This window comes from Thauera sp. 28 (assembly GCF_000310145.2).
Taxonomy (GTDB): domain Bacteria; phylum Pseudomonadota; class Gammaproteobacteria; order Burkholderiales; family Rhodocyclaceae; genus Thauera; species Thauera mechernichensis.
This window is the reverse complement of sequence record NZ_AMXA01000003.1, coordinates 258,173-281,770: the sequence shown is the minus strand read 5'-3', so window position 1 is coordinate 281,770 and position 23,598 is coordinate 258,173. Positions and strand designations below refer to the sequence as shown.

Here is a 23,598-nt window from a genome sequence, read left to right as displayed (position 1 = left end):
CATGCAGTGAAAGGCAGGGGCCCCAGTCGGGGCCCTTGCCTTTTCCGCTCAGCGGCGGCGAGCAGACTCGCCACCCGGTTTCTGTGGCTCGTCAAAGTGGCTGTCATCCTCGAGCGGAAACACGCCGAGCCCCTGGTCTGCAAGGCGGATGGTGCTGGCGGCGAGTACTTGCGGGATGCGCAGGCTGCGCTCACCCATGCTGACCGTGACGCCTTCGAACACGGTCTGCTCCACATTCACCCGCGCCTGCTGGGCGAGCTCGAGCCGGAAACGCAAGGCCTCTTCCTCGTTACGCAAGGCCTCGATCCCGGTCGACAGCGCAGCCGCTGCAAGCTCGGCGCGGCTCAGCATCTCGCTTGTGACCTTGCCCGGATTGCGGTCGGCGAAGTTGAGCAGCTTGCCGACATCGAGCAGCTTGTTTTCCTGGATGTCGCGCTCCTGGGCCTTGGCCTGCACCGCCTGGGAGAGTGCCGTGTCGGCGCCGATCTCGAGTTCGGTGCGGATGCGGTTGTGCGCGCCGATCACACGGGCATGGATCGACAGGTTCGCGCAGGCCTTGCCGCCGATGATGTGGCCGCGACGCTGGTTGCCGACGCGGATATGGTTCCGCGCCACGAGCTGGCACTGCATGGCCAGATCATCGATGAAGATCGAGTCGCCCGCCGTGATGCGTGCCTGTTGAGCATAGGTGGCGGTGAAGCTGCCGTCGCAACGGATGGCGACGGCGCTGAAATCCTTGCCTGCCGTCTTGCCGCCGAGCCCGCCCATCACGCCGCCGCGCACGATGATGTTGCCGCCGGCCTCCAGCGTGGCGGGCTCGACCACGCCGCCGACCTCGATGTCGCCGCTGGCGCGGACGCTCATGCCAGCCTGGATGTCGTTGCGTACCCTGACCGTGCCATCGAAGTCGATGTTGCCGGTGGCCATGTTCACCGAGTCGACGGTGTAGATGGGCTCGACGATGATGCCATCGCGCACCTCCACGGGTTGGCCGTCGCAGGCAGCGACGAGGAGGTCGGGGTCCTCGGCCGCGGCGCGCGTGCCGCGCAAACCGCTGGCGAAGCGGACATCGCGCCCCGGCTTGGGCGCGATCGGCTGGCCGAGCACGTTGCGGCCGTCCTCGCCACGAGTCGCGGGATGCCGTCGCATCAGGCCCTCTCCCTCCTGCACCACGAGGATCTCGCCGAAGTCGCGGAAGTCGGTACGGCCGCAGGGGCGGACGTTGGGTACGCGCGCAGGTGTCTCGGGCAGCAGGCGTTCGAGCCAGCCGTCCTCACCGGGCACGGCTTCGCGGCCGCGGGCGATCACCAGGCGGTTGGCCTGGCCCTTGGCGATCGCGCGGTTGATCTCGTCGACCAGCACGCCCTCGACGATGCCGCGTGCGGCGAGCAGGCCGAGCAGTTCTGCCTTGGTTGCCGGACGGCCGCCCTTGGCCGGGGTGAGGGTGAGTTCCGCGCTGAGGCCATCGGCCGCGACTTCGACCTCGAGCATGGCATCCGCGCACTCGGCGATCTCGACGGCCTCGACCGATTGCCCGGCGTTGTAGCGCGCGATCAGCCCCTTGATCGCATCCGGCCGGATGCGCAGTTCGGCGTAGCCGGCCGCGCCGAGCTGCTCGCGCAACCAGAGTGCATCGATGCGCGGGAAGCGTGTGTCATGTGCCAGGTTCGCGCTGAGCACACGGGTCGCCGCGTCGAGGGTGAGGCTCAGTAGAGGGCCTGGGGCCAGGTCATTGTCCATGCGCGCGGTGCAGTGGCGTTGAAGGGAGGCGGGGCGGGATTCTAGCCCTCATCGGGGGCGTGCATGCATGTGCGAGATCAAGTGCGAGCATCATTGCCCGAGCGCGCGGGCAATGAACTGTCGCGCCACGCGCGGGCGCGGCACCTTGTCGGCAAACCACTGGCGCACGTCCGCATCGAGGCCGATACCGTGCATATAGTTGTATAGCGCCTTGTTGAGCGCTTTGCCGAGGCGATCGTGGTCGACACCGGTGGGGTCGATGAAGCCGATGTCGTTTTTCGCGAAGCTTACCGGTGGCAGCGGTACGAGCTCGATACCGTACTCCTGCGGGTTCATCCCCACCGGCGAGTGTACGGTGCACGCAAAGCGGTGGAAGAAGCCCGACTGGATGCAGCCGGCTTCAAAGAGCTGGCGCACGTATTCCAGCGCATCAACGGTGTCGTGCACCGTCTGCGTTGGGAAGCCGTACATCAGGTAAGCGTGGACCAGTACCCCGGCTTCGGTGAACGCATGGGTGACGCGTGCCACCTGGTCCACCGACACGCCCTTCTTCATCAGCTTGAGCAGCCGGTCCGAGGCCACTTCCAGCCCGCCCGATACCGCGATGCAGCCGCTGTCGGCGAGCAGCCGGCAGAGCTCGGGGGTGAAGGACTTCTCGAAGCGGATGTTGCCCCACCACGAAATTGCCACGCCGCGGCGCAGCAGCTCCTCGGCGAGCGCGCGCAGGGCCTTGGGCGGCGCCGCCTCGTCGACGAAGTGGAAGCCGGTCTGGCCGGTCTCGGCGATGATCGCTTCGATGCGGTCGACCAGCAGCGCGGCCGGGGCGCCGTCGTAGCGGCCGATGTAGTCGAGGCTGACGTCGCAGAAGCTGCACTTCTTCCAGTAGCAGCCGTGGGCCACCGTGAGCTTGTTCCAGCGCCCGTCGGACCATAGCCGGTGCATCGGGTTGAGCATGTCGAGCACCGACAGGTAGCCGTCCAGGGGCAGGCCGTCCCAGGTCGGCGTGCCGACCTCGGCGAAGGGCACATCGGGCTCGATGAGGTTGATGTAGCGCACCGCATGCGTGTCCGCGTCGCGCACGAAGGTGCGCACCAGACGGGACTTGCCACGCTTGCCCTGCAGGTGTTCGAGCAGCGCCAGCAGGGGGCGCTCGCCGTCGTCGAGGGTGACGTAGTCGAAGTAGTCGAACACGCGCGGCTCGGACAGCTCGCGCAGCTCGGTGTTCACGAAGCCGCCGCCGAGCACGGTGACGATGCCCGGATGGGCGGCCTTGATCGCCTGGGCGATGCGGAAAGCGCCGTACACCGAGCCGGGGAAGGGCGTGGAGACGAGGACGAGCTGCGGCCGATGGTGGGAGATGGCCTCGAGGGTCAGTTCCTTGAGGTAGGCATCGACCAAGGTCGGTGAGGCGGCCAGGGCGTCGGCGAGCGCGTCGAAGGTGGCCTGGCTCATGGCCAGCGATTCGGCGTAGCGCACGAATTCGAAGCGCGGATCGATGGCGTCGCGCAGGATGTCGGCGAGCTCGTTCAGATACAGCGTGGCGAGGTGGCGCGCACGGTCGGCGAGGCCGAGGGCGCCGAAGGCCCAGGCGAGCGGGTCGCCGCCTTCGGGATCGTCCGGGTCGACATAGGTATCGAGCGTGTCGAAGCGCGGCCCCTCGGGCAGGAAGGTCCGGCTCGCGATGCGATGGGCGATGGTGGGGTCGCGGCCTTGCAGGAAGGCGATGGTGGGGCCGACGGTGTAGCGGTAGCGCGTGAAGTGCTCGAGAAAGCCCTGCACCAGCGGCGTGCGCTGTCTGCGTGCCAAGGTCTCGGCGCGGGCGCGGATGTCGTCCAGGCCGGTAGGCGACAGCAGGCGCAGCACCAGCTTCAGCGCAAGATCCTCCTGCACCGCGGCGATGCCGCGCGAACGCAGGAAGCCGGTGAGATAGGCCGTGGACGGATACGGCGTGTTGAGCTGCGTCATCGGCGGGATCACCGAAAGCACGCGTGGCGAGCTGTCTGCCATGATGGGGGGGCTCACCCGTGTCGCTCGCCGGGATGAGGGCGGTCGCGGCGTCGGGCCGAGCACTTGTCTTGTGCGGGGGCGGGGAGCGCCATTCTACGTCAGCCCCGCCGGCGCGCCGTGCCCGGCGCCAGGTTCAGGACATCTCCCCGCACAGCGCGGTGCCGAAGCGCGCGCGCACCTGCGCAGGATCGGCGTCGGTCGCGAGCAGCACATGCAGCTTGGCGAAGGCCGCCTCGAGCGTCATGTCTGCGGCCGGGACGACACCGATGCGGTGCAGTGCTGCGCCGGTTGCGTAGGCGCCCTGCATCACCGCGCCGTGGCTGCACTGGGTTCGGTTCACCACCACCACGCCGCGCGCTACGGCGCGCGCGAGCGCATCGAGAAGGCCGGGCTCGGCATCGGGCAGGTTGCCGGCGCCGTAGCTGCTCAGCACCAGGCCGCGCAATGCGGGATCGGCCGTGAGCGCATCGACCTGGTGTGCGCCCAGGCCCGGATGCACGGTCAGCACCGCCACCGCGCGCGGATCGAACTCGGGGAGCCGGAAGTTGCGTGCGCCCGCAGGCTGCAGGCGCTGCGCATGCACATTCAGCGTGATGCCGACCTCGGCCAGCGCGGCTGCGTTGGGTGAGGCGAACGCTTCGAAGGCCGTGCTGCTGGCCTTGGTGCTGCGGTTGCCGCGCAGCAGTTGGCGGCCGAAGAACACGCCGACTTCGCCGTGCGGCAAGCTGTCGGCGAGCAGCAGCGCCGACTGCAGGTTGGCCAGTGCGTCCGTGCGCGGCTCGACGAGCGGAACCTGCGCACCGGTGAGGATCACCGGTCGATCGGCGCCCTGCAGCATGAAGGACAGCGCCGACGCCGTCCACGCCATGGTGTCGGTACCGTGCAGCACCACGAAGCCGCGGTAGTCGTTCCAGCGCGTGACGAGCTCGCGGGCGATCGCGGTCCATTGCGCTGGCTGCAGGTTGGCGCTGTCGATCGGCTGTGCCAGTTCGACGAGATCGAAGGCGGGCAGGCCTGCCACGCCGTCCAGATGGCGCCGTAGCACCGCGCCAAAGCCCGGCATCGGACGATAGCCGTCCATGCCGCGCTCCATGCCGATGGTGCCGCCCGTGTGCAGCACCAGGATGCGCTCGTTCATGCCGGCTGCCTTTGCGGGGCGAGCATGGATTGCGGGCTGAGCAGCGCATCGAGTTCGGCCTCGCCAAGCAGGCCCTCGCCCAGCACCAGGGCGCGCACGGTGTCGCCGCTGTGCAGCGCCTGGGCTGCGATGCGCGAGGCGTTGGCGTAGCCGATGTGCGGCACCAGCGCGGTGATCACGCCGATGCTGTGCTCGACGTGGCGGCGGCACTGCTCGCGGTCGGCGCGGATGCCGCGGATGCAGCGTTCCTCCAGCATGCGGCAGGCGGCGTCGAGCATGCGTACCGAGGACAGCAGGTTGTAGACGATCAGCGGCTCCATGGCGTTGAGCTGGAGCTGGCCGGCCTCGGCCGCCATCGTTACCGCGAGGTCGTTGCCGATCACCTGGTAGGCGGTCTGATTCACTGCCTCCGGGATCACCGGGTTGACCTTGCCCGGCATGATCGACGAGCCCGGCTGCATCGGCGGCAGGTGGATCTCGCCGAAGCCGGTGCGCGGCCCGCTGGAGAGCAGGCGCAGGTCGTTGGCGAGCTTGGACAGCTTGACCGCGAAGCGCTTGAGCACGCCCGAGAAGAGCACGAAGGCGCCCATGTCCGAGGTCGCCTCGACCAGGTTGGCCGCGGGCACGATCGGCTTGCCCGAGATCTCGGCGAGATGGCGCACGGCGAGTGCGGCGTAGTCGGGGTGGGTGTTGATGCCGGTGCCGATCGCGGTGCCGCCGAGGTTGACCTCGCACAACAGGGTGCAGACCTCGCGCAGGCGGTCGATGTCTTCGCCCAGGTTCACTGCGAAGGCCTCGAATTCCAGGCCGAGCGTCATCGGCACGGCGTCCTGCAGCTGGGTGCGGCCCATCTTGATGACGTCGGCGAACTCGCGGCCCTTCGCTTCGAGGGCGCGCTTGAGGCTGGCGATGGCGTCCACCAGCGGCTCGACGGCGAACTGCAGGCCGACGCAGACCGCGGTCGGGTAGGCGTCGTTGGTCGATTGCGACATGTTCACGTCGTCGTTGGGGTGCAGGTGTGCATACGCGCCCTTGGGCTGGCCGAGCTTCTCCAGCGCGAGGTTGGCGATGACCTCGTTGGCGTTCATGTTGGTCGAGGTGCCGGCGCCGCCCTGGATCAGGTCGACGACGAAGGCCTCGTGCAGGTGACCGCCGATGATGTCCGAGCAGGCGGCGAGGATGGCGTCGGCCTTGTGCGCCGGGAGCAGCCCGAGTTCGTGGTTGGCGCGCGCGGCAGCGGCCTTGACCATGGCCAGCGCGTTGACGAGTGCCGGGAAGTGGCTGATGGGTACGCCGGTGATGGCGAAGTTGTCGACAGCGCGCTGGGTCTGGATGCCGTACCAGGTGGTGGCGGGCAGCGCCATGTCGCCGAGCAGGTCGTGTTCGATGCGGGTGTTCATGTTGGTGTGTTCCTGTGGCGGTGGCAGGCGCCGTGTGCGCCAGCCACCGGGAGTGGTCGGGTGAGGTCGCGGATCAGGCCTTGGCCGGAACCGGGTCCGCGGCGGGCGACTGGATCGCCGCGCGGTCTTCTTCCTCTAGGCGCCAGGCGTCGGCGTCGATGTCCAGGTCGCTGAAGCGTGTGGCGTCGAACACCGGCTCGGCGACGCCGGCGTCGATCTGCGCGTCGTAGTCGCGCATCAGGCGCAGTCCGGGCTTGAACAGCGCCGCGAGCGCAAGCAGGTTGGCGAGCGCGAGCAGGCCCATGGTCACGTCGGCGAAGGCGAACACGGTGCCGAGGTCGGTGGTGGCACCCCAGCCGCACAGTGCGATCACCACCGCGCGGTAGAGCACGACCAGCCCGCGGTTGCTGGCGTTGAACCAGCTCAGGCTGTTCTCGCCGAGGTAGTAGTTGTAGATGATGGTGGTGAAGCCGAACAGCATCAGCGCAACGCTTACGAATACCCGGCCCCATTCGCCGACGAGACCGGCCAGCGATGCCTGGGTGAGGGCTACGCCGCCGACCTGGGCTCCTGTGCCGGGTTGGTAGACGTCGCCGAGCAGCACGATGAAGGCGGTGCACGAGCACACGATCAGGGTGTCGATGAACACCGAGAAGGCCTGCACGATGCCCTGGCTGGCGGGGTGGCGCACGTAGGCCACCGCGGCGACGTTGGGCGCGCTGCCCAGACCGGCCTCGTTGGAGAACAGGCCGCGCTTGACGCCCATCACGATCGCCGCGCCGATGCCGCCGCCGATCGCGGGTTCGAGGCCGAAGGCGCTCTTGACGATCAGTGCCAGCACGCCCGGCAACTCGCCGAGGTTGAGCACCACCACCACCAGCGCTATGGCGATGTAGCCGACCGCCATCACCGGCACGAGCACCTCGGCCACCTTGGCGATGCGCTTGACGCCGCCGAAGATGATCGCGCCGACGATCACGGCGAGGATGCCGCCGGTCACGCTGACCGGGATGCCGAAGGCGTCGTTGATCGAGGTGGCGACCGAGTACGACTGCAGCGCGCTGAAGGCAAAGCCGAAGGTCAGCAGCAGCAGCACCGAATAGACCGCCGCCAGCCACTTCCAGCGCCGCCCCATGCCGCGGGCGATGTAGTGCGCGGGGCCGCCGCGGTAGGTGCCGTCAGGCTCGGCAGTCTTGTAGGCTTGGGCGAGCGTGCACTCGAAGTAGCTTGTGGCCATGCCGATCAGGCCCACCATCCACATCCAGAAGATGGCGCCGGGGCCGCCCAGCGTGATGGCGACGGCGACGCCGGCGATGTTGCCGCCGCCGACGCGGCCGGCCACGGACAGCATCAGGGCCTGGAAGGAGCTGACGTGGCCGTGCTTGTCACGTGCAAAGGCCTGATTGGCGCCGAGGATGCGGAACATGCGTCCGAAGTGGCGGAACTGCACGCAGCGCGAACCGATGGTGAACCACAGGCCGAGGCCGATCAGCACGACGATCAGCACCTTGGACCATAGCAGGTCATTGAGCAGGTCAAGCATGACGGCGCCCTCCCTGGCGGAGGTGGCAGGCGGCCAGGGCCGGGACGTGACACGGGTAGGCAGGCATGAGATGTCTCCTTGCTGCGCGGCGCGTGGCCGCTGTTGTCGTTTTCCCCCGCGCGAACGGCGGGAGCACGGACATTTCAGCAAGCCGCGGGCAGCACGGGAATTTGACGACCTGGCTCAAGCCGTTGCCAATGGGCGCACAAACTGCGCCATACTGCGACATATCCAAGGTGTGCCACCGACCGGGGCCGTACGCGTGAGCCGCCACTCCTGTTGCCCGCCGCGTCGCCCCTGGAGCCACCATGAACGAGGATTTCGCCCGCAACCTGCGCCTGTTGTGCAGCTACTACCGCTCCGTGGCCGAGGTCTGCCGCCGGCTCGACATCAACCGGCCGCAGTTCAACCGCTACCTGAGCGGGCGCTATCGGCCCTCGGCCCATACGCTGCGCCGGTTCTGCGCCTTCTTCGGGGTGGACGAGCACGAAATCATGATGCCCAGCGCGCAGTTCGAGCGCCTGGTGCAAGTCCGCCCGCGGCCGGTGGTGCCCGCCGTGGCGCACGCACCGGAGGCGGCGGATCTCGCCCACCTGAAGGAGATCGGTAGCGCAGGGCTGGACAAGTACCTGGGCTATTACTTCGAGACCTACCTGTCGATGGCCTGCCCCGGGCAGCTTCTGCGTACCCTGGTATGCCTGGAAAGGCGTGACGACCGGGTGTATTACCAGCGTACCGAGCGCCTCATCGAGCATCCGCGCGAGAAGGCCTACCATGGCATCTATCGCGGCCTGGCGCATTTCCTCACCGACCGGATCTTCCTGACCGACTACGAGACGCTGACTGGTCTGGAGATGACGCAGACCATCCTCTTCCCCTCGTTCAAGAACCGTGTCACCCGGCTCACCGGGCTCAAGCTGGGGGTGTCGGGCAGCGGCGAGCGCATGCCATGTTGCGCCCGGGTCGTGTATGAATACCTCGGCCAGGCCATCGAGGTCCGGCGCGCGCTGCGCCTGTGCGGCCTGTATCCGCTCGATGACACACGGGTGGATGAGGCGACGCGCCGGGCCGTGGCCAACGATATCGCAGCCGGCGAGTGGCATTTCCGCGCGCGCCACTGAGCGTGCGCGCGCACCTCGCCTGCACGGCTGGGCCTGGCTGACTGCCGTTCAGCGCTTCAGGAAGCGCTCGACTGCCGCGAGGTGTTCCGGCTCGTTGTGGCACATGCCCTGGAAGGCCGCGCACAGGTCGAGGAAGTCCTTGAGTTCGGTGCGCTGGGCCATCTTCATCAGGCGCTTGGTCAGGCGCAGCGCCTTGGGCGGCTGGGCGGCGAAGCGCGCGGCCATGTCGTGGGCGCGTGCCAGCAACTGCTCAGGCTCGACGACCTCGAGCGCGATGCCCAGGGTCTTCGCCTCCTCCGCACCGACGATGCGTCCCGACAGGGTGAGCTCGAAGGCCTGCTGGTAGCCGATCAGGCGCTGCATGAACCAGGCGCCGCCGTCGCCCGGGATGATGCCGAGGTTGAGGAAGGTCTCGCCGAACTTCGCCCGGGTGGAGGCGATGCGGATGTCGGCCATGTTGGCCAGATCAAAGCCGGCGCCGATTGCGGGCCCATTGACTGCGGCGATGATCGGCACCTCGACCGCCTGCAAGGCCAGCGGGATGCGCTGGATGCCGCGGCGGTAGCGGGTGGCGACCTCGGCCACATCGCCGGCAAAGTCGCCGCCGCGCTCGGCCATGTCCTTGATGTTGCCCCCCGCGGAGAAGGCTGAACCCTCGCCGGTGATCACCAGCACGGAGACCTCGTCGCAGCGGTTCACCCACTCGGCTACATCGACGATGTCGTCGATGAGTGCGGTGCCGGTGAGCGCATTGCGCACGTCGTCGCGCGCCAGGGTGAGGGTGGCGACGCGATCGTCGAGTTGCAGGCGGGCGTCCTTGAGGGCGGGCTGGGACATCATTCGGTCTCCTTTTGAGTGTCGCGCGCGGCGGGTTTCAGCGTGGCGTCCTGAGCGGATCGGGTAGCTTGAGGGTACCGGAGTCGGAGAAGCGCATGCCACCCGCCAGACCACCGGCGAGCCGGCCGCGCAGCGTGTAGGGTACTTCGGCCTTGGCCTCGCCTTCGATCACGCCGAGCGCCTGGCGTACCACGGCGATCGCCGATACCGACACCGGGATCTCGATCAGCGTCTCGCCGAAACGCGGCACGCTGCCCGCGCGATCGCTGACGCCGGTGGCGAAGGGCCGACCGTTGAGCTCGAGTTCGAGCGCGAGGCCGTCGAAGTCGATTGCCGAGTCGTTGGGGTTCTGCACCCGCATCCTGACCTTGAAGCGCATCTCCATGCCCTCGCCCGGGATGGGCTCCAGGCCGACGACGTTGATTCGAACCGGTTCGCGGTGCACCAGGCTGGCGCAGCCGCCGACCGCGAGCAGGGCAAGGACGACCAGTACCGCAGTGAGACTGCGGTAGCAGAGGTGTGCGAGGCGGATGGGGATGGCGGCATGCATGGGCGGAACTTCCATTGTGAAAGCCGGGCCTGGTCCATTCTACCTGCAGACGGGCCTCTGGCCAGGCGCGTGCCCATGCCGGCTCGCGCATGGGCAAAGGTCATCACCGAGGCAGGCACCGGCGTATCTCGCCAGGCGTGCGGTTTTCACTACCGGTGTTTCGGCAGCTGTCTAGAATCCAGTATGCGTAGCGCCCGCTGCGGCTGTGCATCGGTGAAGGAGTCCGAGTGATCGACCATACGCATCCGAGCCTCAATCTGCCGGCCGCTGGCGGCGCTGGACCGGCCGCCACCTCCGTGTTTGCCGACGGCGGGCTTGATGCGCTCGTCGATGCGTTGCCCGCGCTGGTGTGGGTAAAGAGCCCCGACGGTGTGTTCCTGCACTGCAACCGCCAGGTCGAGGCCTTGCTTGGCCGGTCCCGTGACCAGATCCTCGGGCGGACGGACGCTGATTTCTTTGCCGAAGCAGAGGCCGCAGCCTTTCGCGCGGACGATCTGCGGGCCCTGGCCGCCATGCAGCCCGTGAGCCGTGAGGAGTGGCTCACCTTTGCCCGCGACGGCCACCGTGAGCTTGTCCTCACTACCAAGGCGCCCCTGCACGGCGCGGATGGACGCCTCATCGGCGTTCTCGGCATTGCCCACGACGTCACCCACGAGCGGCGCATGCGGGCCGCACTCGATCTGCTTGCCGCAGATTCCACTCCGCGTACCGGGGTCGCCTTCCATGAGCGCGTGTGCCGGCACCTGGTTGAGGCGCTCGATGCCGACTACGTGTTCGTCGGTGCGGTCGACGCGGTCGGCGAGCGGGTCAATGCGGTCGCCGGCTGGTCGAGCGCGGGGCGCATGCAGGCCTTCGACTACGCGCTTGCGGACTCGCCCTGCGAGCATGTGATCGGGCGGGCGCCCTGCGTCTATGCCGAGGGCGTCGCGATGCGCTTCCCGCGCGACGAGGCGCTCGTACGCAAGGGTATAGAAGGCTATTGCGCGGTGCCGCTGATCGATCATGCCGGGCACCCGCTGGGGCTGCTTGCGCTGCTCAGCCGGCGTCCATTGGCCCAGCCGCAAGTGGTGCTCGACCTGCTCCAGATCTTCGACGCACCGGTCAGCGCGGAGCTCGAGAACAGCCGCAATCTGTCCGCCCTGCGGCGGCGGGTGTCGCTCGAGCAGACCCTGGCACGCATCTCGGCGCGCATCGTCGGTGCCGAGCATGAGCGCCTCGACGAGGTGATCGTCGAGGCGCTCGGCGAGCTCGCCGGCCATGCGCGTGCCGATCGAGCCTACGTGTTCGCGGTCGCGGAGGACGACGCCCACGCCTGCAATACCCATGAGTGGTGCGCGCCGGGGGTGTCGACGCAGATCGGCAGCCTGCAGCAGGTGCGTTTCGATCACGAGCTGCTGTTCGCACGTACGCTGAGGGCGTTCGACTGCGTCGATATCGAGGACGTGGAGGCGCTGGACGATGAGGCTCGCCTCGACCGCGAGATACTGCTGGCGCAGGGCATTCATTCCACGCTGGCAGCGCCGATGCGCTCGAACAAGCGCCTGTCCGGCTTCATCGGCTTCGACTCGGTGCATGCCCGGCGACGCTGGGCCGACGAGGAGAAGGCCTTGCTCGCGCTTGCCGGCGACGCCATCCGCAACGCGCTCGAGCGCCGCGATGCCGAGCGCCGGCTGCGCCAGAGCGAGGCGCGCTTCCGCCAGCTGTTCGAGAAGATCCCCAACATCTCGGTGCAGGGCTACGATGCCCAGCGCAAAGTGATCTTCTGGAACGAAGCGAGCACCGCGCTGTATGGCTTCAGTGCCGAGGAAGCGCTCGGACGCAGGCTGGACGAACTGCTGATTCCGCCCGAGATGCGTGCTGACCTCGAGGTTTTGCATCGCGACTGGATCGAGAAAGGCGTCGAGATCCCTGCAGGGGAGCTCAACCTGCTGCGCAAGGATGGCAGCAGCGTGCCGGTTTTCTCCAGCCACGTCATGCAGCGCAACGCTGATGGTGAGTTCGAGATGTACTGCATCGATATCGACCTCACCGAGCAACGCCAGGCGCAGGCCAGCCAGCGCCTGGCGGCGAGCGTGTTCTCGTATGCCCGCGAGGGCATCCTGATCACCGACGGGCAAGGCCTGATCGTCGACGCCAACGAGGCCTACTGCAGGCAGTGCGGCTATACGCGCGAGGAGATCCTGGGTCATCCGGCGGGGATGTTCCAGTCGGGGCGACATGGTGCGGAGTTCTACGCCGTGATGAGGCGAAGCCTGAGCGAGCGCGGTTTCTGGAGTGGCGAGATCTGGAACCGGCGCAAATCCGGTGAGCACTACCCGGCGCTGCTCACCATCAGCGCGGTGCCGGACGCCGGCGGTGAGGCGCTGCGCTATGTTGCCCTGTATGCCGATATCGCAGCGCAGAAGGCGCACGAGGCCGAGCTCGAGTTCCTCGCCCACCACGACGCCCTCACCGGCTTGCCCAACCGGGCGCTGCTGCGCGACCGCCTTGAGCAGGCCATCGCGCAGGCCCGCCGCCGCGAGCAGCGCGTGGCGGTGGCCTACCTCGACCTCGACGGTTTCAAGCTGGTCAATGACCAGCATGGCCACGCGCTCGGCGACCGCCTGCTCAAGCAGTTCGCCGGCGGCATGCGCGCGGCCTTGCGTGAGGGCGACACCATCGCACGCCTCGGCGGTGACGAGTTTGCGGCCGTGCTCGTCGATGTCGGCGAGCATGGTGCCTTCGTGCCCTTCGTGATGCGCTTGCTCGATGTCGTGTCCCGCCCGGTGGACATCGATGGCGTGCGACTGCAGTTGTCGGCCAGCATCGGCGTCAGCTTGTTCCCACAGCCCGATGTCGTCGATGCCGACCAGTTGTTGCGCCAGGCCGACCAGGCGATGTACCAGGCCAAGCTGGCCGGCAAGAACCGCTTCTGCATCTTCGATACCGAGCTCGATCGCAGCGTGCGCGGCCATCATGAGACGCTGGCCCAGGTCGCCGCGGGTCTCCGCAGGGGCGAGTTCGAGCTCTTCTACCAGCCCAAGGTCAACATGCGTACCGGTGCGGTGATCGGGCTGGAGGCGCTGATCCGCTGGCATCACCCGCAGCGCGGCCTGCTTTCACCGGGCGCCTTCCTCGCCGATGTCGAGGCCAGCCCGCTTGCCGTGGAGCTCGGTGAATGGGTCATCGATACCGCGCTCGCCCAGCATGTGAGTTGGCGCGAGCAGGGACTGGACCTGCCGGTCAGCGTCAACATCTCGGCCGAGCACCTGCAGCGCGCGGACTTCGTCGCCCGCCTGGAGGCCTTGCTCGGACGTCAGCGCGACATTGGCCCCGGGCGTCTCGAGATCGAGGTTCTCGAAACCAGCGCGCTCGGCAACCTCGAGCATGTCGCAGAGGTGATCCGCGGCTGCCGGCGCCTCGGCGTGCGGTTTGCGCTCGACGACTTCGGCACCGGCTATGCGTCGCTCGCCTACCTCAAGCACCTGCCGGCCGACGTGCTCAAGATCGACCAGACCTTCGTGCGCGACATGCTCGAGGACCCCGATGACCTGGCGATCCTGGAAGGCGTCATCGGCCTGGCCAAGGCCTTCCGCCGTCAGGCGGTTGCCGAAGGGGTGGAGAGCATCGTACATGCGCGCCGCCTGCTGTTGCTGGGGTGCGAGTTTGCCCAGGGCTACGGTATTGCGCGGCCGATGCCTGCGGCCGCCGTACCCGTGTGGGTGACGGCCTGGCGACCGGATCCATCCTGGCAGAGTGCGGCTGAACTCGGCCGCGACCAGGTGCTGCTGTTGTATGCCGGGGCCGAGCTTGCACACTGGTGCGCTTTGGCTGCGGCGGCGCTTGGCAACCAGGGCGCGGAGGTGCCTGCGTTCGACATCGAGGGCAGCGCCTTCGGGCGTTGGCTGGCCGCAGAGCGTGCGTCCGGCGCTGTCGACGCACCGGCCTGCGAAGCCCTGCAGGATGAACTCGCCCAACTGGCGCAGCTGTGCGAGCGCTGTGCTGGCGCGCCTGCTGCCGCCGGCAGTCGTCCATCCCTGATTGCGGAGCTGGGCGCACGCCGAGCCGCAATCGAGAGCGCGCTCGACGCCGTGCTTCGCGCTGGCTGAGTCCGGTTACGTCAGAACCCGGATCCGGGCTGTTGCAGGAAGGCGACTTCATCCGCCGTCGATTCGCGGCCCAGGGCTGCGTTGCGATGGGGAAAGCGGCCGAAGCGGTCGATGATCTCCAGGTGACGGCGCGCGTAATCGACATAGCCATCGAAGGCGGGCCGCTCTGCCGCGCCAAGGCCCGAGGCGAGCACGTCGAAGAGACGGACGGCTTCGCGCTGATCGGCCAGATCCTCGGAGTGCTCCAGTGGCAGATACAGGAACACGCGCTCGATCGGGCGCGCATCGAGGTCGAGGCCGAGCCTGATCGTGTCCCGCGCCCAGCGCAGTGCGAGCACGTCGAAGGCGAAGGCGGCAGCTTGCCCGCGCCAGATATTGCGTGGGAACTGGTCGGTAAGCAGGATCAGCGCAAGCCGGCCGCGCAGCGTACCCAGCCAGCTGTCCAGCTCGCCGGCACCCGCTCGGCCGACGAGCGCTGCGAAGCGCTGGCGCATGTCGGCGTCGACCTCGGCCTGTTTCCGCCACCATAGTGCGGACTGACGTTCGATGATGGCTGTCTGCGCGGTCGTGTCGGCGTCCGGGCCGAACCAGAAGGCGTGGATTGAGTCGGGCGTGTCCAAGCGGGACCTCCTGCGGGCGGGCGGTACGGACACCATAGCGCAGTCGACCGTCCGTGTCTGCGAGCTCGGTGCGGTATGGAGTTCGCGTTCGAGCGCGGGAAATCCGGCAATAATCGGGCATTCACCGTGCCTGCCTACCGACCGTGACGTCCTCGCCCCCGATTGCCCGCCCACTCTCCGCACTGCGCGGCCTGTTGCCATTCCTGCGCCCGCATCGTGGCCGGGTGGCCCTGGCCTTCGTGCTGCTCTGCCTCGGTTCGGCCGCGATCCTCGTCGTGCCGCTGGCTTTCCGCGACCTGATCGACGCGGGTTTTGGCGGCGATGTGGCGGGGGCCGGGCTATTCGGTGCGCAGGGCCTGGACGGCCGCTTCGTGGCGCTGGTCGGCCTCGCGCTGTTCTGGGCGGTGGTGGTCGCGGCGCGCTACTACACGGTGTCCTGGATCGGCGAGCGCGTCACGGCCGACCTGCGCAGCGCGGTTTATGCCCGCGTGCTGCATCAGTCGCCACAGTTCTTCGAGACCTTGCAGACCGGCGAAGTGCTCTCAAGGCTCACGGGCGACACCACCCTTGTGCAGACCGTCGTTGGCAGCTCGATCTCGATGGGCTTGCGCAGCCTGTTCCAGTTCGTCGGCGGCATGCTCATGCTGGCGGTGACCAGCGTGCAACTGTTCGGCCTCATCGTCGGCCTGATGACTGTGCTGGCCTTGCCCATCGCCGTCATTGGCCGGCGCGTGCGCCGGCTGTCGCGCGCGTCGCAGGACCGCATCGCCGATGCCTCGGCCCTGGCCGGCGAGATCCTCAACGCCATGCCGACGGTGCAGGCCTTCACCCAGGAAGCGAACGAGGCGCGGCGCTTCGCTGCGCGCAGCGAGACCGGGTTTCAGGCTGCCGTGCAGCGTACCCGCGTGCGCGCCCTGCTCACCGCGCTCATCATCGCGGCGGTGATGGGCACGATCATCTTCGTGCTGTGGATCGGCGCGCGCCAGGTACAGGCGGGCACACTGTCGGTGGGCGAACTCGGCGCCTTCCTCATCTATGCCGCGCTGGTGGCGGGTGGGGTGGGCACGCTGGCCGAGGTGTGGGGCGACGTCATGCGTGCAAGCGGCGCCACCGAGCGCCTGATGGAACTGCTGCACGCCGAGCCGGCGATCCGGGATGGCGACGCGGCCCGCGCCGGCGAGGGCGCCCGCGCCACGCCCTCAGCCCACGCCGCCCTGCCCGCGATCGCGTTCGACCACGTCGTGTTCTGCTACCCGGCACGCCCGGGCGTGCGCGCGATCGACGACATCTCGCTGCAGATCGCACCCGGCGAGCGGATTGCGCTCGTCGGCCCCTCGGGCGCCGGCAAGACCAGCCTGTTCCAGCTCCTGCTGCGCTACTACGAGGCGAGCGCGGGCTGTATCCGTATCAGTGGCAGCGACATCCGCGCGTTGTCGCTGCATGCGCTGCGCGCCGGGATCGCGATCGTGCCGCAGGACCCTGTGATCTTCTCGGCAAGCGCGCTGGAGAACATCCGCTACGGCCGTCCCGACGCCAGCGACGCCGAGGTGATCGCCGCCGCCCGCGCCGCGGCTGCCGACGAATTCATCGCCCGCCTGCCCGAAGGCTACGCCAGCTTCCTCGGCGAACGCGGCACCCGGCTCTCGGGCGGCCAGCGCCAGCGCATCGCGATCGCGCGTGCGATCCTCAAGGGTGCGCCCATCCTGCTGCTCGATGAAGCCACCAGTGCGCTCGACGCCGAATCCGAAATCCTGGTGCAGCAGGGCCTGGCCGCCGCGATGCGGGGGCGGACCACGCTCATCATCGCCCACCGCCTGGCCACGGTGCAGAAGGTGGACCGCATCGTGGTGATGGACGCCGGCCGCATCGTCGAGACCGGTACCCCGGCCGACCTGCGCCGCCAGGGCGGGCTGTATGCACGGCTGGCGGCGCTGCAGCTGGAGGCGTGAGGAGGGCGGCGCGGGGCCCTACGGCAGCGTGCGCTCGCGCACATAGCGTGGAAAGCGTGGTTGCCCGCCGGGGGTAAGTTCGCGGTAGCGGTAGGTGACCAGCGTGCCGATGGCGGGCGGGGTGTTGCGCAGGGCGTCGGTCAGGCCGCTGCCTATGCGAAAGCGGCGGCCGTCGTCGGTCTCGACCTCCAGTGCGCCGACCTTGCCCTGCAGCCGGCCCTTGCCGGGGATGTAGCCGACGACGCGGGCTTCGGCGTCGAGCCATGGGGTGAGCTTGAGCAGGGCGTCGCTGCGGCCGGGCTGCCAGTGGGCGTCGGCGCGGTGCAGCATGAGTCCCTCTCCCCCGCCGGCGATGGTGTCGTCGAGCAGGCGCTGCAGTGCTGCGCGGTCGGTGACCCGGCGCTGCTCCACGACCTGGAGCCAGGGCCGGTCGACCGCCATGACGAGGGCCTGGAGCGCCTGCAGACGGGCGCTGAAGTCGCCCGCCCCGGCGGGCTGGTCGAACACCATGTAGCGCACCGCGCGCCAGCCCGGGTGCAGTGGGTCGGCGCGGCGGATGAGGCCGGAGAGTTCGTCGAAGCGCTGGCGGCCCAGCCACAGCTCGCCGTCGAGCGGCGTGTCGGGCAACCCGGCAACGAACCAGTCGGGCGCGACGATCGGCCGCCCGCTGCGGAAGCGCAACTGGCGGCCGTCCCACAGCGCGCGTACGCCGTCGAGCTTTTCGCTGATCCAGTACTGGGCCGGGTCGATGGTCTCGTCGTAGCGCAGCGCGAGCATGGGGGTGGGCGCCGGTGGCGTGTGCGGGTCGGCCCAGGCCGCGCCGCTGATCGCGGCCACCAGCAGCGCCAGGATCAATCTACGGTGCGTCCGGGCAGGCCCGAGTCGCGATGCAGCGTTTATTGGCAGTCGGGGGCGTTGAGCGCCCGTGGGTGCGGGCGCGCAGGCGGTGCAGGCCCGCTGGGCAGTCCTGGGGGCCGTCTTTGGGGTGGTGGGTGGACGCGGCATGAGCATTTGTGCTTTCAATGACGAAGGCATTGTACGTGGCGCCGTCCGGATCATCCATATCGAATATCAGAGGATGGCGACGTGGGCCTCATGCGCGCGGCGCGGGCGGAACTGGCGGGTGTCGCGGTAATACGCGGCGCAATCGTTTTCGGGCGTCATGCCGGGGATGCCGAGCAGTGGCAGGGGTGACAGGCTGCGCGGGCTGAAGTCGCCGATCATGGTGGCGAACGCGTGGGCGAGCCAGGCGTCGGTGTCGGCCAGCGCTGCGTCCGCCGGCAGCGCCAGCCAGTCGGGTGCGACCCTGCGGTAGAGGGCTTTCGCGCACAGGCCGAAGAAGGGGGCGCGCAGCAGCGCCCAGGTGGCGTGTCCGAAGACGAGAAAGCGGGTGGTCCGTGCGAGGCGCTGGCGGCGATCCCAGAGCGCGGCTTCCCACTCATGCGCGGCGAGCAGCGCGGGGATCTCGGTATCGGCCGACACCACCACGATGCCGCATTCGTCGAACTGGGTCAGTGCATCGCGGCGCGGCCCGCGCCCGGAAAGGCCCGCCGCCGTGCGGGTCTGCAGTTCTTCGACATGCAGGCGGTTGAGCGTGGCCTTGGTGCGCGGCCATGCGCACCAGGCCAGCGCATTGAAGAAATCGTGCCAGTCGCCGCTGCGGGTCGGCACCTCGCCGCGGGCGAAGATGTGCGCCTCGTAGCCCGCAGGCGTATCCCCGGGCGGCACGAAGCGGATCGGCGCCCCGCCACCGCTGCGGGTGCCCGGGGCCGCCTCGGCGAGCAGGGCGTCGAGCGCCGCGTGGTCAGGCAGGCCGGTGCCGGCGCAGCGTTCGAGCCAGCGCCCGATCGGTGCGAACAGAGGCTTTGTAGCGAGACTTGCGGGATGGTGATCTGCGGTGCTCATCCTCGCATTGTGCCTTCTCCAAACCGCCCGTTACTGGAAACTCATCTGAGCCGTATGCGCTTGACAAGCGGGGAGTAGAGCGATAAAAATGACAAAAGCCTAGATGAGAATAAATACTATTTACGGGCGTGGGGCAACACGCAGATTCGCTGGCGTCTTGGTGGCCTTGTCTGATGGTCCTCGTGTTTGGGCAAGCACGTCAGTGTGCGTGCGGCCTGGTGCCGCGCCAGCGCTCTCGAACCCGGCTGGCCGGACTTGGCGGTCCTGATGCTGCCTAAGTGTTTCATTGATAAGGAGTGATCATGTTCAAACGGTTTCGATTCCTGGGTGCAGGGCTGCTCGCATTGAGCTTGCTTGCACCGGGGGCGCATGTGTTTGCTCAGCAGGATGGCATGCAGGGCGTCCAGGCCGACGCAGCCGCCACCGACTGGCGGCGGCTGTTGCAGGTGACCAGCATCGAGCGGATGGTGCGGGAGCTGCCCATCTATTTCAGGCAGGGGCTCGACCAGGCCAGGGCTCAGGGGGCGGCGGTGCCTCCCGAGGTCGAGGCTGCGCTCAAGGCTGCGGCTGACGAGGTGTTTGGCTTCGAGGGCCTGCAGCAGGCGGTCACCGCCCACCTGCAAGCCAGCCTGAGCGCAGAGCAGCTGGCCGATTGGCTGGGCTTTTATGCGACGCCGCTGGGCAGGAAGCTGACCGCCGCCGACGAGCACGCGGCCTCGCCGGCCTTCCAGCGCGAGATGATGGAGCGGGCGCCGCAGATCATGGAGACGCTCAGCCAGGATGCCAGCCGGATGGCACTGCTGCAGTCCTGGCTGCAGGCCACCGATGCGGTGGAGCAGGCCACCAACATGGCGCTGCAAAGCCAGCTGGCGCTGGAGTGGGGTTTGATCTCGACCCTGCCCCAGGGCACGGCGAGACCCAGCTTCGACGAGGTGCAGAGCCACATGAATGCACAGCGTTTTGCGATGCGGGCACAGATGGCTCAGATGCTGCTCGTTCACTCTGCCGCCGCGTACCAGGAGTTCGATACGGAGGAACTCGGACAGCTGCTGAAAAGGGCGAACAGTCCGGCTGGTCGGGCACTGTATATCGAATTCGGCACCCGCTTCTACCAGACCCTGGCGGCCCTGTCCGAGGTGGTCGGAGAGGCCGCCGGGCGGCGGCTGGGGCAACGACCCGTTTGAGAGGATGATGCCCGGGGCCGGATTGATTGCAGTTGCTGCGCCATCCGGGTGATCGAAACCCCTTGCGAGCTGTGACGTCGGTGGCCGGATGCTAGCCGACGCGCAGCCGTACGCCGACGAGCGAGTCGTACGGCTCGCCTTCATGCAGTCGGAGCAGGCGCTATGGCCGTGAACGGCGCATCTGCGTTATTGCAATTGACATGCATTTGTTCGGGGGGGGGGTATAATCCATTTAAGATAAAAAACGCCAATGGAATAATTTAATCGTCATGATTTCTCGCTGTCGCCTTGCCGGCCTGCTTCTGGCCGTTTCCCCTGCGGCTTGGGCCGACCTGCCGCTCACCGTGGAAGACCTCATCACCGACAAAGGCAAGGTCAAGCTCGATCTGTCGTTGGCCTACGCCAACATGGACCGCAGTGGCGTGTCGACGGGTGAGCCGATCATCGTCCAGACCGGGCCCACCTCGTTCGTAACCGTGCCTACGCTCGTGGGCGAGCGCATCGGCAACAGCGACACCCTGGTCGCCACCTTCGGCATGCGCTATGGCCTGACGGCCAAGGCCGAGGTTTATGCCCGCATGAGCAGCCTGTCGTCGAGCCACCGCAGCAGCGGCGTGGGCGGCACGACATCGAGCAGTGAAGCGGGTTTCGCCGATGCCTGGGCGGGCGTCAACTACCAGTTCAAGCAGGATGACGACGGCCCTGCCGTGCTCGGTTTCGGGGAGATCGCCCTGCGCGAGAAACATCGCCACAGCAGCGCCAGCTTCAAGTCGGCCATGCTGGGCGTCACCACCTACACGGCCATCGACCCGATCGTGTTCTCCTTGACCGCCGCCTACCGCTTCAACCAGAGCCGCCGCGACGGCACGCAGGACTACCGGCCCGGCAACCTGCTGCTGCTCAACCCCTCGGTGGGTTTTGCGGTGAACGACCGCGTGACGCTGACCACCGGCGTGCAATGGACGCGCCGCCAGGCCGACCGCTTCGACGGCCAGCGCCAGGGCATCGACCGCACGGCTACCGATCTGCTGCTGGGGGTCGGTTACGGCGTTGCCCGCGGCAACACGCTCAACACCACGTTCAAGGTCAACGCCTCGGGGCGCAGCGGCACGGAACTGCGGGCGAACTGGCTGTACACGTTCTGATCGCTGGCGCGGCGTGCAGGAGTGCGAAGGTAGCGCGAGAAAGTCGGGCGGCAAGCCGCCCGGGACAAATTGCCGGTGCCGCAAACACCGTCAATGGGTGCCTCGGGAGTCTGTTTCGAGGCTTGTTGTTGTACTTCGTGACATGAAGGAGTCTATATGAAGCAGTTCAAACACGCAGCGGTGGCGCTGGCCATGGTGGGCATGCTGTCGGCCCAGGCAAACGCCAGCGAGGTGCAGGTGCAGAACCTGCAAGCCGCGCAACCGGTTGCGGCGTTCAGCCAGACGGACATCGACGCGATGTTCGAGCAGGCGGGGCAGCCGATGCAACTGGCGGCGCTGTCGCAGCAGGAGATGAGGGAGACAGAAGGGGCGGTCTGGTGGTACATCCTCTACGACGCCCCACCTTTAAGTGCTGCCGCTTGGACGGTTTATCAGTCGTCCGCATACATGCCTCTTTACCACGCAGGAATGGCAACGATTGAGGTACTGGACCGCTTGGGCTTGTAATGCATGGAGCCTTGCCCCAGTGAATACTGGGGCAAGCGACGGTCAAAAATGAAAATACTCTCCCTTCTGAAGCGACTGATTGGCATTGGTGCCGATGCTGGTCATCATCTCGCCAACCTGGTTACATTTGTGCTGGCCGTGATTATTTTGCTCGTATGGGCAGGAGCATATTTCTTAGCCTGGCTGCGCGGCCTCGTCTGACTCAGGAAACGGTGTGTTCTCACTGTTCGCGCTTTCGCAGATAGGTCTTTGATCTTTTTACTAACGGGGTGTTGTTTAGTAGGCTTTCCAGCATCCCCATAAGGGTTGTACGGCATTCTTGCCCGGATGACCCCTTTCTCCCTGATGCATTGGTCGCGGCATGTCGCTAGCCGCCGCAAACCGGTACTGGCCTTGTGTCTCGGATTGAGTGCGTGGGTCATGCTTGCGGGGTTTGGGCTACATGACTCTCGCACGGAAGAAGCGGCGAATCCGGTAGTCATTGTGCTGCTCGGATTGCTTTGCCTTGGAGCACTCATACTCGTCTATTCCGCTACAAGCGGAAGCACTGAATTGGTCAGCGTCGGAATGCTAAATACTTCTCTCTCCCTCTTCCTTCTACGCAAACTTCCCTTATCGCGCCTTGATTTTCCGCGTTGGCAATCGGGACTGGCCATCACGCTCATCGGCCTGCTGATCGGCCTCGATCCGAGCTTGCGCGCCGCGCCACCCGACATGCCCGTACCGCCGTTGTGGCTGGCCGTGGGCATGGGCCTTCTCACAACCTGGGTGGCGTTTCTGATCATCGTCGGCGTGCTGCGCTGGTGGATGAGGCGCGGTGGCCGCTGGGACGGCCAGGGCGATCTGTTCAACCTGGTGGCAGCGTCGTGGCTGGTGGCCGATGCCCTGGGTGCGGGCTTGTCGGCGCTCGGGGTCGCCCCGCTATTCACCTTTCCGCTGTGGCTGTATTCGGTGTGGGTTGGGGCCAATGCGCTGTCGGGCGCCATTCCCAAGGCGAGCCTGGGCTACAGCATCGGCGGCATCGTCCTCGGGCTGATCCCGGCCATGCTGGCCTCTATGGTCGTGTTCGCGGTGCTCGGCATCGTGCTGGCCATGCTCGGGGTTGTCCCGCTGCCGCCTCCGGGCGCAGGGCCGGCGGGCATGGGTTGATGCGACCCTTGCACAGGCGCCTCATCGCCATCGCTGCGCTGCCCATGATCAGCACCATGGTGTTGGCGGATACTCTCGGCACGGCGGACGCAGGCCCGCCCCGGCGTGCCGAAGGCGTCCTGCTCGTCACCCACTCCGTCCATCGCATCGTCCCGGTGCAAAGCTGGAAGACGCGCCGCGACGCGCGCATCGTCAAGCAGGACTTGGACTACTCTTGCGGCGCGGCGTCCCTGGCAACCTTGCTCAACAGTTTTTACGGCCAGAACGTCACTGAGGAAGCCTTGCTCAAGGCCATGGACAAGGGCGATGGCCGGGCCAGCTTCGACGATATGGCGCGCGCCTTGCCGGAGTTCGGGTTTCGGGCGCAGGGCTTTGCTGCGAGCTGGGAGCAGCTTTCACGGCTCAGGATGCCCGTCGTCGTGTATGTGAAGCACCGCAAGGACGACCATTTCACCGTTTTGCGCGGCATCAGCGGCGACACGGTGTGGTTGGCCGATCCGTCGCTGGGCAATCGCACCTATAGTCGCGCTCAGTTTCTGGCGATGTGGCAGACGCGCGAAGACGCGGACGATGGATTGGCGGGCAAGTTTCTGGCGGTGCTGCCCGTCGATTCGGACGGCGTACCGCCCAACGATTTCTTCACCCGAGCGCCGCGCCGCCAGAGCGCCAATGCAACGGCGCAGCTCGCGTTTCGCGTGCAGCCGTAACCGTGGCA

Annotated in this window: 19 protein-coding genes; 9 read left to right on the top strand and 10 right to left on the bottom strand. The window is 67.5% G+C overall.

The genetic code is table 11. The features are described 5' to 3' along the window. Positions 1 to 48: 48 nt before the first annotated feature. From C662_RS04640 to C662_RS04620, 5 genes are all read right to left on the bottom strand, one after another. Positions 49 to 1,740 (bottom strand): DUF342 domain-containing protein, encoded by a 1,692-nt coding sequence (locus C662_RS04640; RefSeq protein WP_002925519.1) that lies wholly within the window; start codon positions 1,738 to 1,740, stop codon positions 49 to 51. 90 nt (positions 1,741 to 1,830) lie between these two features. Next, positions 1,831 to 3,747 carry a B12-binding domain-containing radical SAM protein gene (locus C662_RS04635; protein WP_002925518.1) on the bottom strand — a complete coding sequence of 639 codons (1,917 nt, stop codon included), beginning with the start codon at positions 3,745 to 3,747 and terminating at the stop codon, positions 1,831 to 1,833. A gap of 133 nt (positions 3,748 to 3,880) precedes the next feature. Then, positions 3,881 to 4,885 (bottom strand): asparaginase, encoded by a 1,005-nt coding sequence (locus tag C662_RS04630; protein WP_002925516.1) that lies wholly within the window; start codon positions 4,883 to 4,885, stop codon positions 3,881 to 3,883. Then, the gene (locus C662_RS04625) at positions 4,882 to 6,285 is read right to left on the bottom strand and encodes an aspartate ammonia-lyase (protein WP_002925515.1); all 1,404 of its coding nucleotides are present in this window, start codon (positions 6,283 to 6,285) and stop codon (positions 4,882 to 4,884) included. Before C662_RS04625 ends, C662_RS04630 begins: the two co-directional genes overlap by 4 nt. A gap of 73 nt (positions 6,286 to 6,358) precedes the next feature. Continuing rightward, positions 6,359 to 7,828, bottom strand: a complete 1,470-nt coding sequence (locus C662_RS04620; protein WP_002925514.1) for an alanine/glycine:cation symporter family protein — start codon at positions 7,826 to 7,828, stop codon at positions 6,359 to 6,361. A 308-nt stretch (positions 7,829 to 8,136) separates the two neighbouring features. Between C662_RS04620 and C662_RS04615 the strand changes: the two genes are divergently transcribed. Further along, complete coding sequence (locus tag C662_RS04615; RefSeq protein ID WP_002925512.1) at positions 8,137 to 8,949, top strand: helix-turn-helix domain-containing protein; 813 nt, start codon at positions 8,137 to 8,139, stop codon at positions 8,947 to 8,949. Between the two features lie 48 nt (positions 8,950 to 8,997). Here the strand turns inward: C662_RS04615 and C662_RS04610 are convergent, their stop codons facing one another. Both C662_RS04610 and C662_RS04605 read right to left on the bottom strand, forming a co-directional pair. After that, positions 8,998 to 9,786: an enoyl-CoA hydratase-related protein gene (locus tag C662_RS04610; protein ID WP_037984138.1), complete on the bottom strand. Its 789-nt coding sequence runs from the start codon at positions 9,784 to 9,786 to the stop codon at positions 8,998 to 9,000. Positions 9,787 to 9,823: 37 nt separating this feature from the next. Beyond that, positions 9,824 to 10,336: an LEA type 2 family protein gene (locus C662_RS04605; RefSeq protein ID WP_002925508.1), complete on the bottom strand. Its 513-nt coding sequence runs from the start codon at positions 10,334 to 10,336 to the stop codon at positions 9,824 to 9,826. Between the two features lie 227 nt (positions 10,337 to 10,563). On the opposite strand from C662_RS04605, the gene C662_RS04600 reads away from it, so the two are divergent. After that, a complete protein-coding gene (locus C662_RS04600) occupies positions 10,564 to 14,424 on the top strand; it encodes an EAL domain-containing protein (protein WP_002925506.1) in 3,861 nt (1,286 codons plus the stop codon). Between the two features lie 11 nt (positions 14,425 to 14,435). On the opposite strand, the gene C662_RS04595 is transcribed toward C662_RS04600, so the two are convergent. Beyond that, on the bottom strand, positions 14,436 to 15,044 hold the full coding sequence (locus tag C662_RS04595) for a DUF924 family protein (RefSeq protein WP_002925504.1): 609 nt from the start codon (positions 15,042 to 15,044) through the stop codon (positions 14,436 to 14,438). A gap of 143 nt (positions 15,045 to 15,187) precedes the next feature. Between C662_RS04595 and C662_RS04590 the strand changes: the two genes are divergently transcribed. After that, positions 15,188 to 16,993: an ABC transporter transmembrane domain-containing protein gene (locus tag C662_RS04590; RefSeq protein ID WP_232433215.1), complete on the top strand. Its 1,806-nt coding sequence runs from the start codon at positions 15,188 to 15,190 to the stop codon at positions 16,991 to 16,993. An 18-nt stretch (positions 16,994 to 17,011) separates the two neighbouring features. Here the strand turns inward: C662_RS04590 and C662_RS04585 are convergent, their stop codons facing one another. Both C662_RS04585 and C662_RS04580 read right to left on the bottom strand, forming a co-directional pair. After that, positions 17,012 to 17,848, bottom strand: coding sequence for a DNA ligase (locus tag C662_RS04585; protein ID WP_002925499.1), 837 nt, complete (start codon positions 17,846 to 17,848; stop codon positions 17,012 to 17,014). A gap of 216 nt (positions 17,849 to 18,064) precedes the next feature. Next, complete coding sequence (locus tag C662_RS04580) at positions 18,065 to 18,898, bottom strand: DUF3025 domain-containing protein (RefSeq protein ID WP_002925497.1); 834 nt, start codon at positions 18,896 to 18,898, stop codon at positions 18,065 to 18,067. A 392-nt stretch (positions 18,899 to 19,290) separates the two neighbouring features. Here C662_RS04580 and C662_RS04575 point away from each other — a divergent pair, with 392 nt between their 5' ends. From C662_RS04575 to C662_RS04555, 6 genes are all read left to right on the top strand, one after another. Further along, a complete protein-coding gene (locus tag C662_RS04575) occupies positions 19,291 to 20,082 on the top strand; it encodes a DUF2059 domain-containing protein (RefSeq protein WP_232433214.1) in 792 nt (263 codons plus the stop codon). A gap of 269 nt (positions 20,083 to 20,351) precedes the next feature. Further along, entirely contained in the window at positions 20,352 to 21,227 is an 876-nt protein-coding gene (locus C662_RS04570) for a transporter (protein WP_002925493.1), read from the top strand. 156 nt (positions 21,228 to 21,383) lie between these two features. After that, entirely contained in the window at positions 21,384 to 21,734 is a 351-nt protein-coding gene (locus C662_RS04565) for a hypothetical protein (protein ID WP_002925490.1), read from the top strand. Positions 21,735 to 21,782: 48 nt separating this feature from the next. Next, positions 21,783 to 21,935 carry a hypothetical protein gene (locus C662_RS20255; protein WP_157354456.1) on the top strand — a complete coding sequence of 51 codons (153 nt, stop codon included), beginning with the start codon at positions 21,783 to 21,785 and terminating at the stop codon, positions 21,933 to 21,935. A gap of 366 nt (positions 21,936 to 22,301) precedes the next feature. Next, positions 22,302 to 22,883 (top strand): hypothetical protein, encoded by a 582-nt coding sequence (locus C662_RS04560; protein ID WP_002925488.1) that lies wholly within the window; start codon positions 22,302 to 22,304, stop codon positions 22,881 to 22,883. Between the two features lie 44 nt (positions 22,884 to 22,927). Then, positions 22,928 to 23,590: a C39 family peptidase gene (locus C662_RS04555; RefSeq protein WP_157354455.1), complete on the top strand. Its 663-nt coding sequence runs from the start codon at positions 22,928 to 22,930 to the stop codon at positions 23,588 to 23,590. Positions 23,591 to 23,598: the final 8 nt, after the last annotated feature.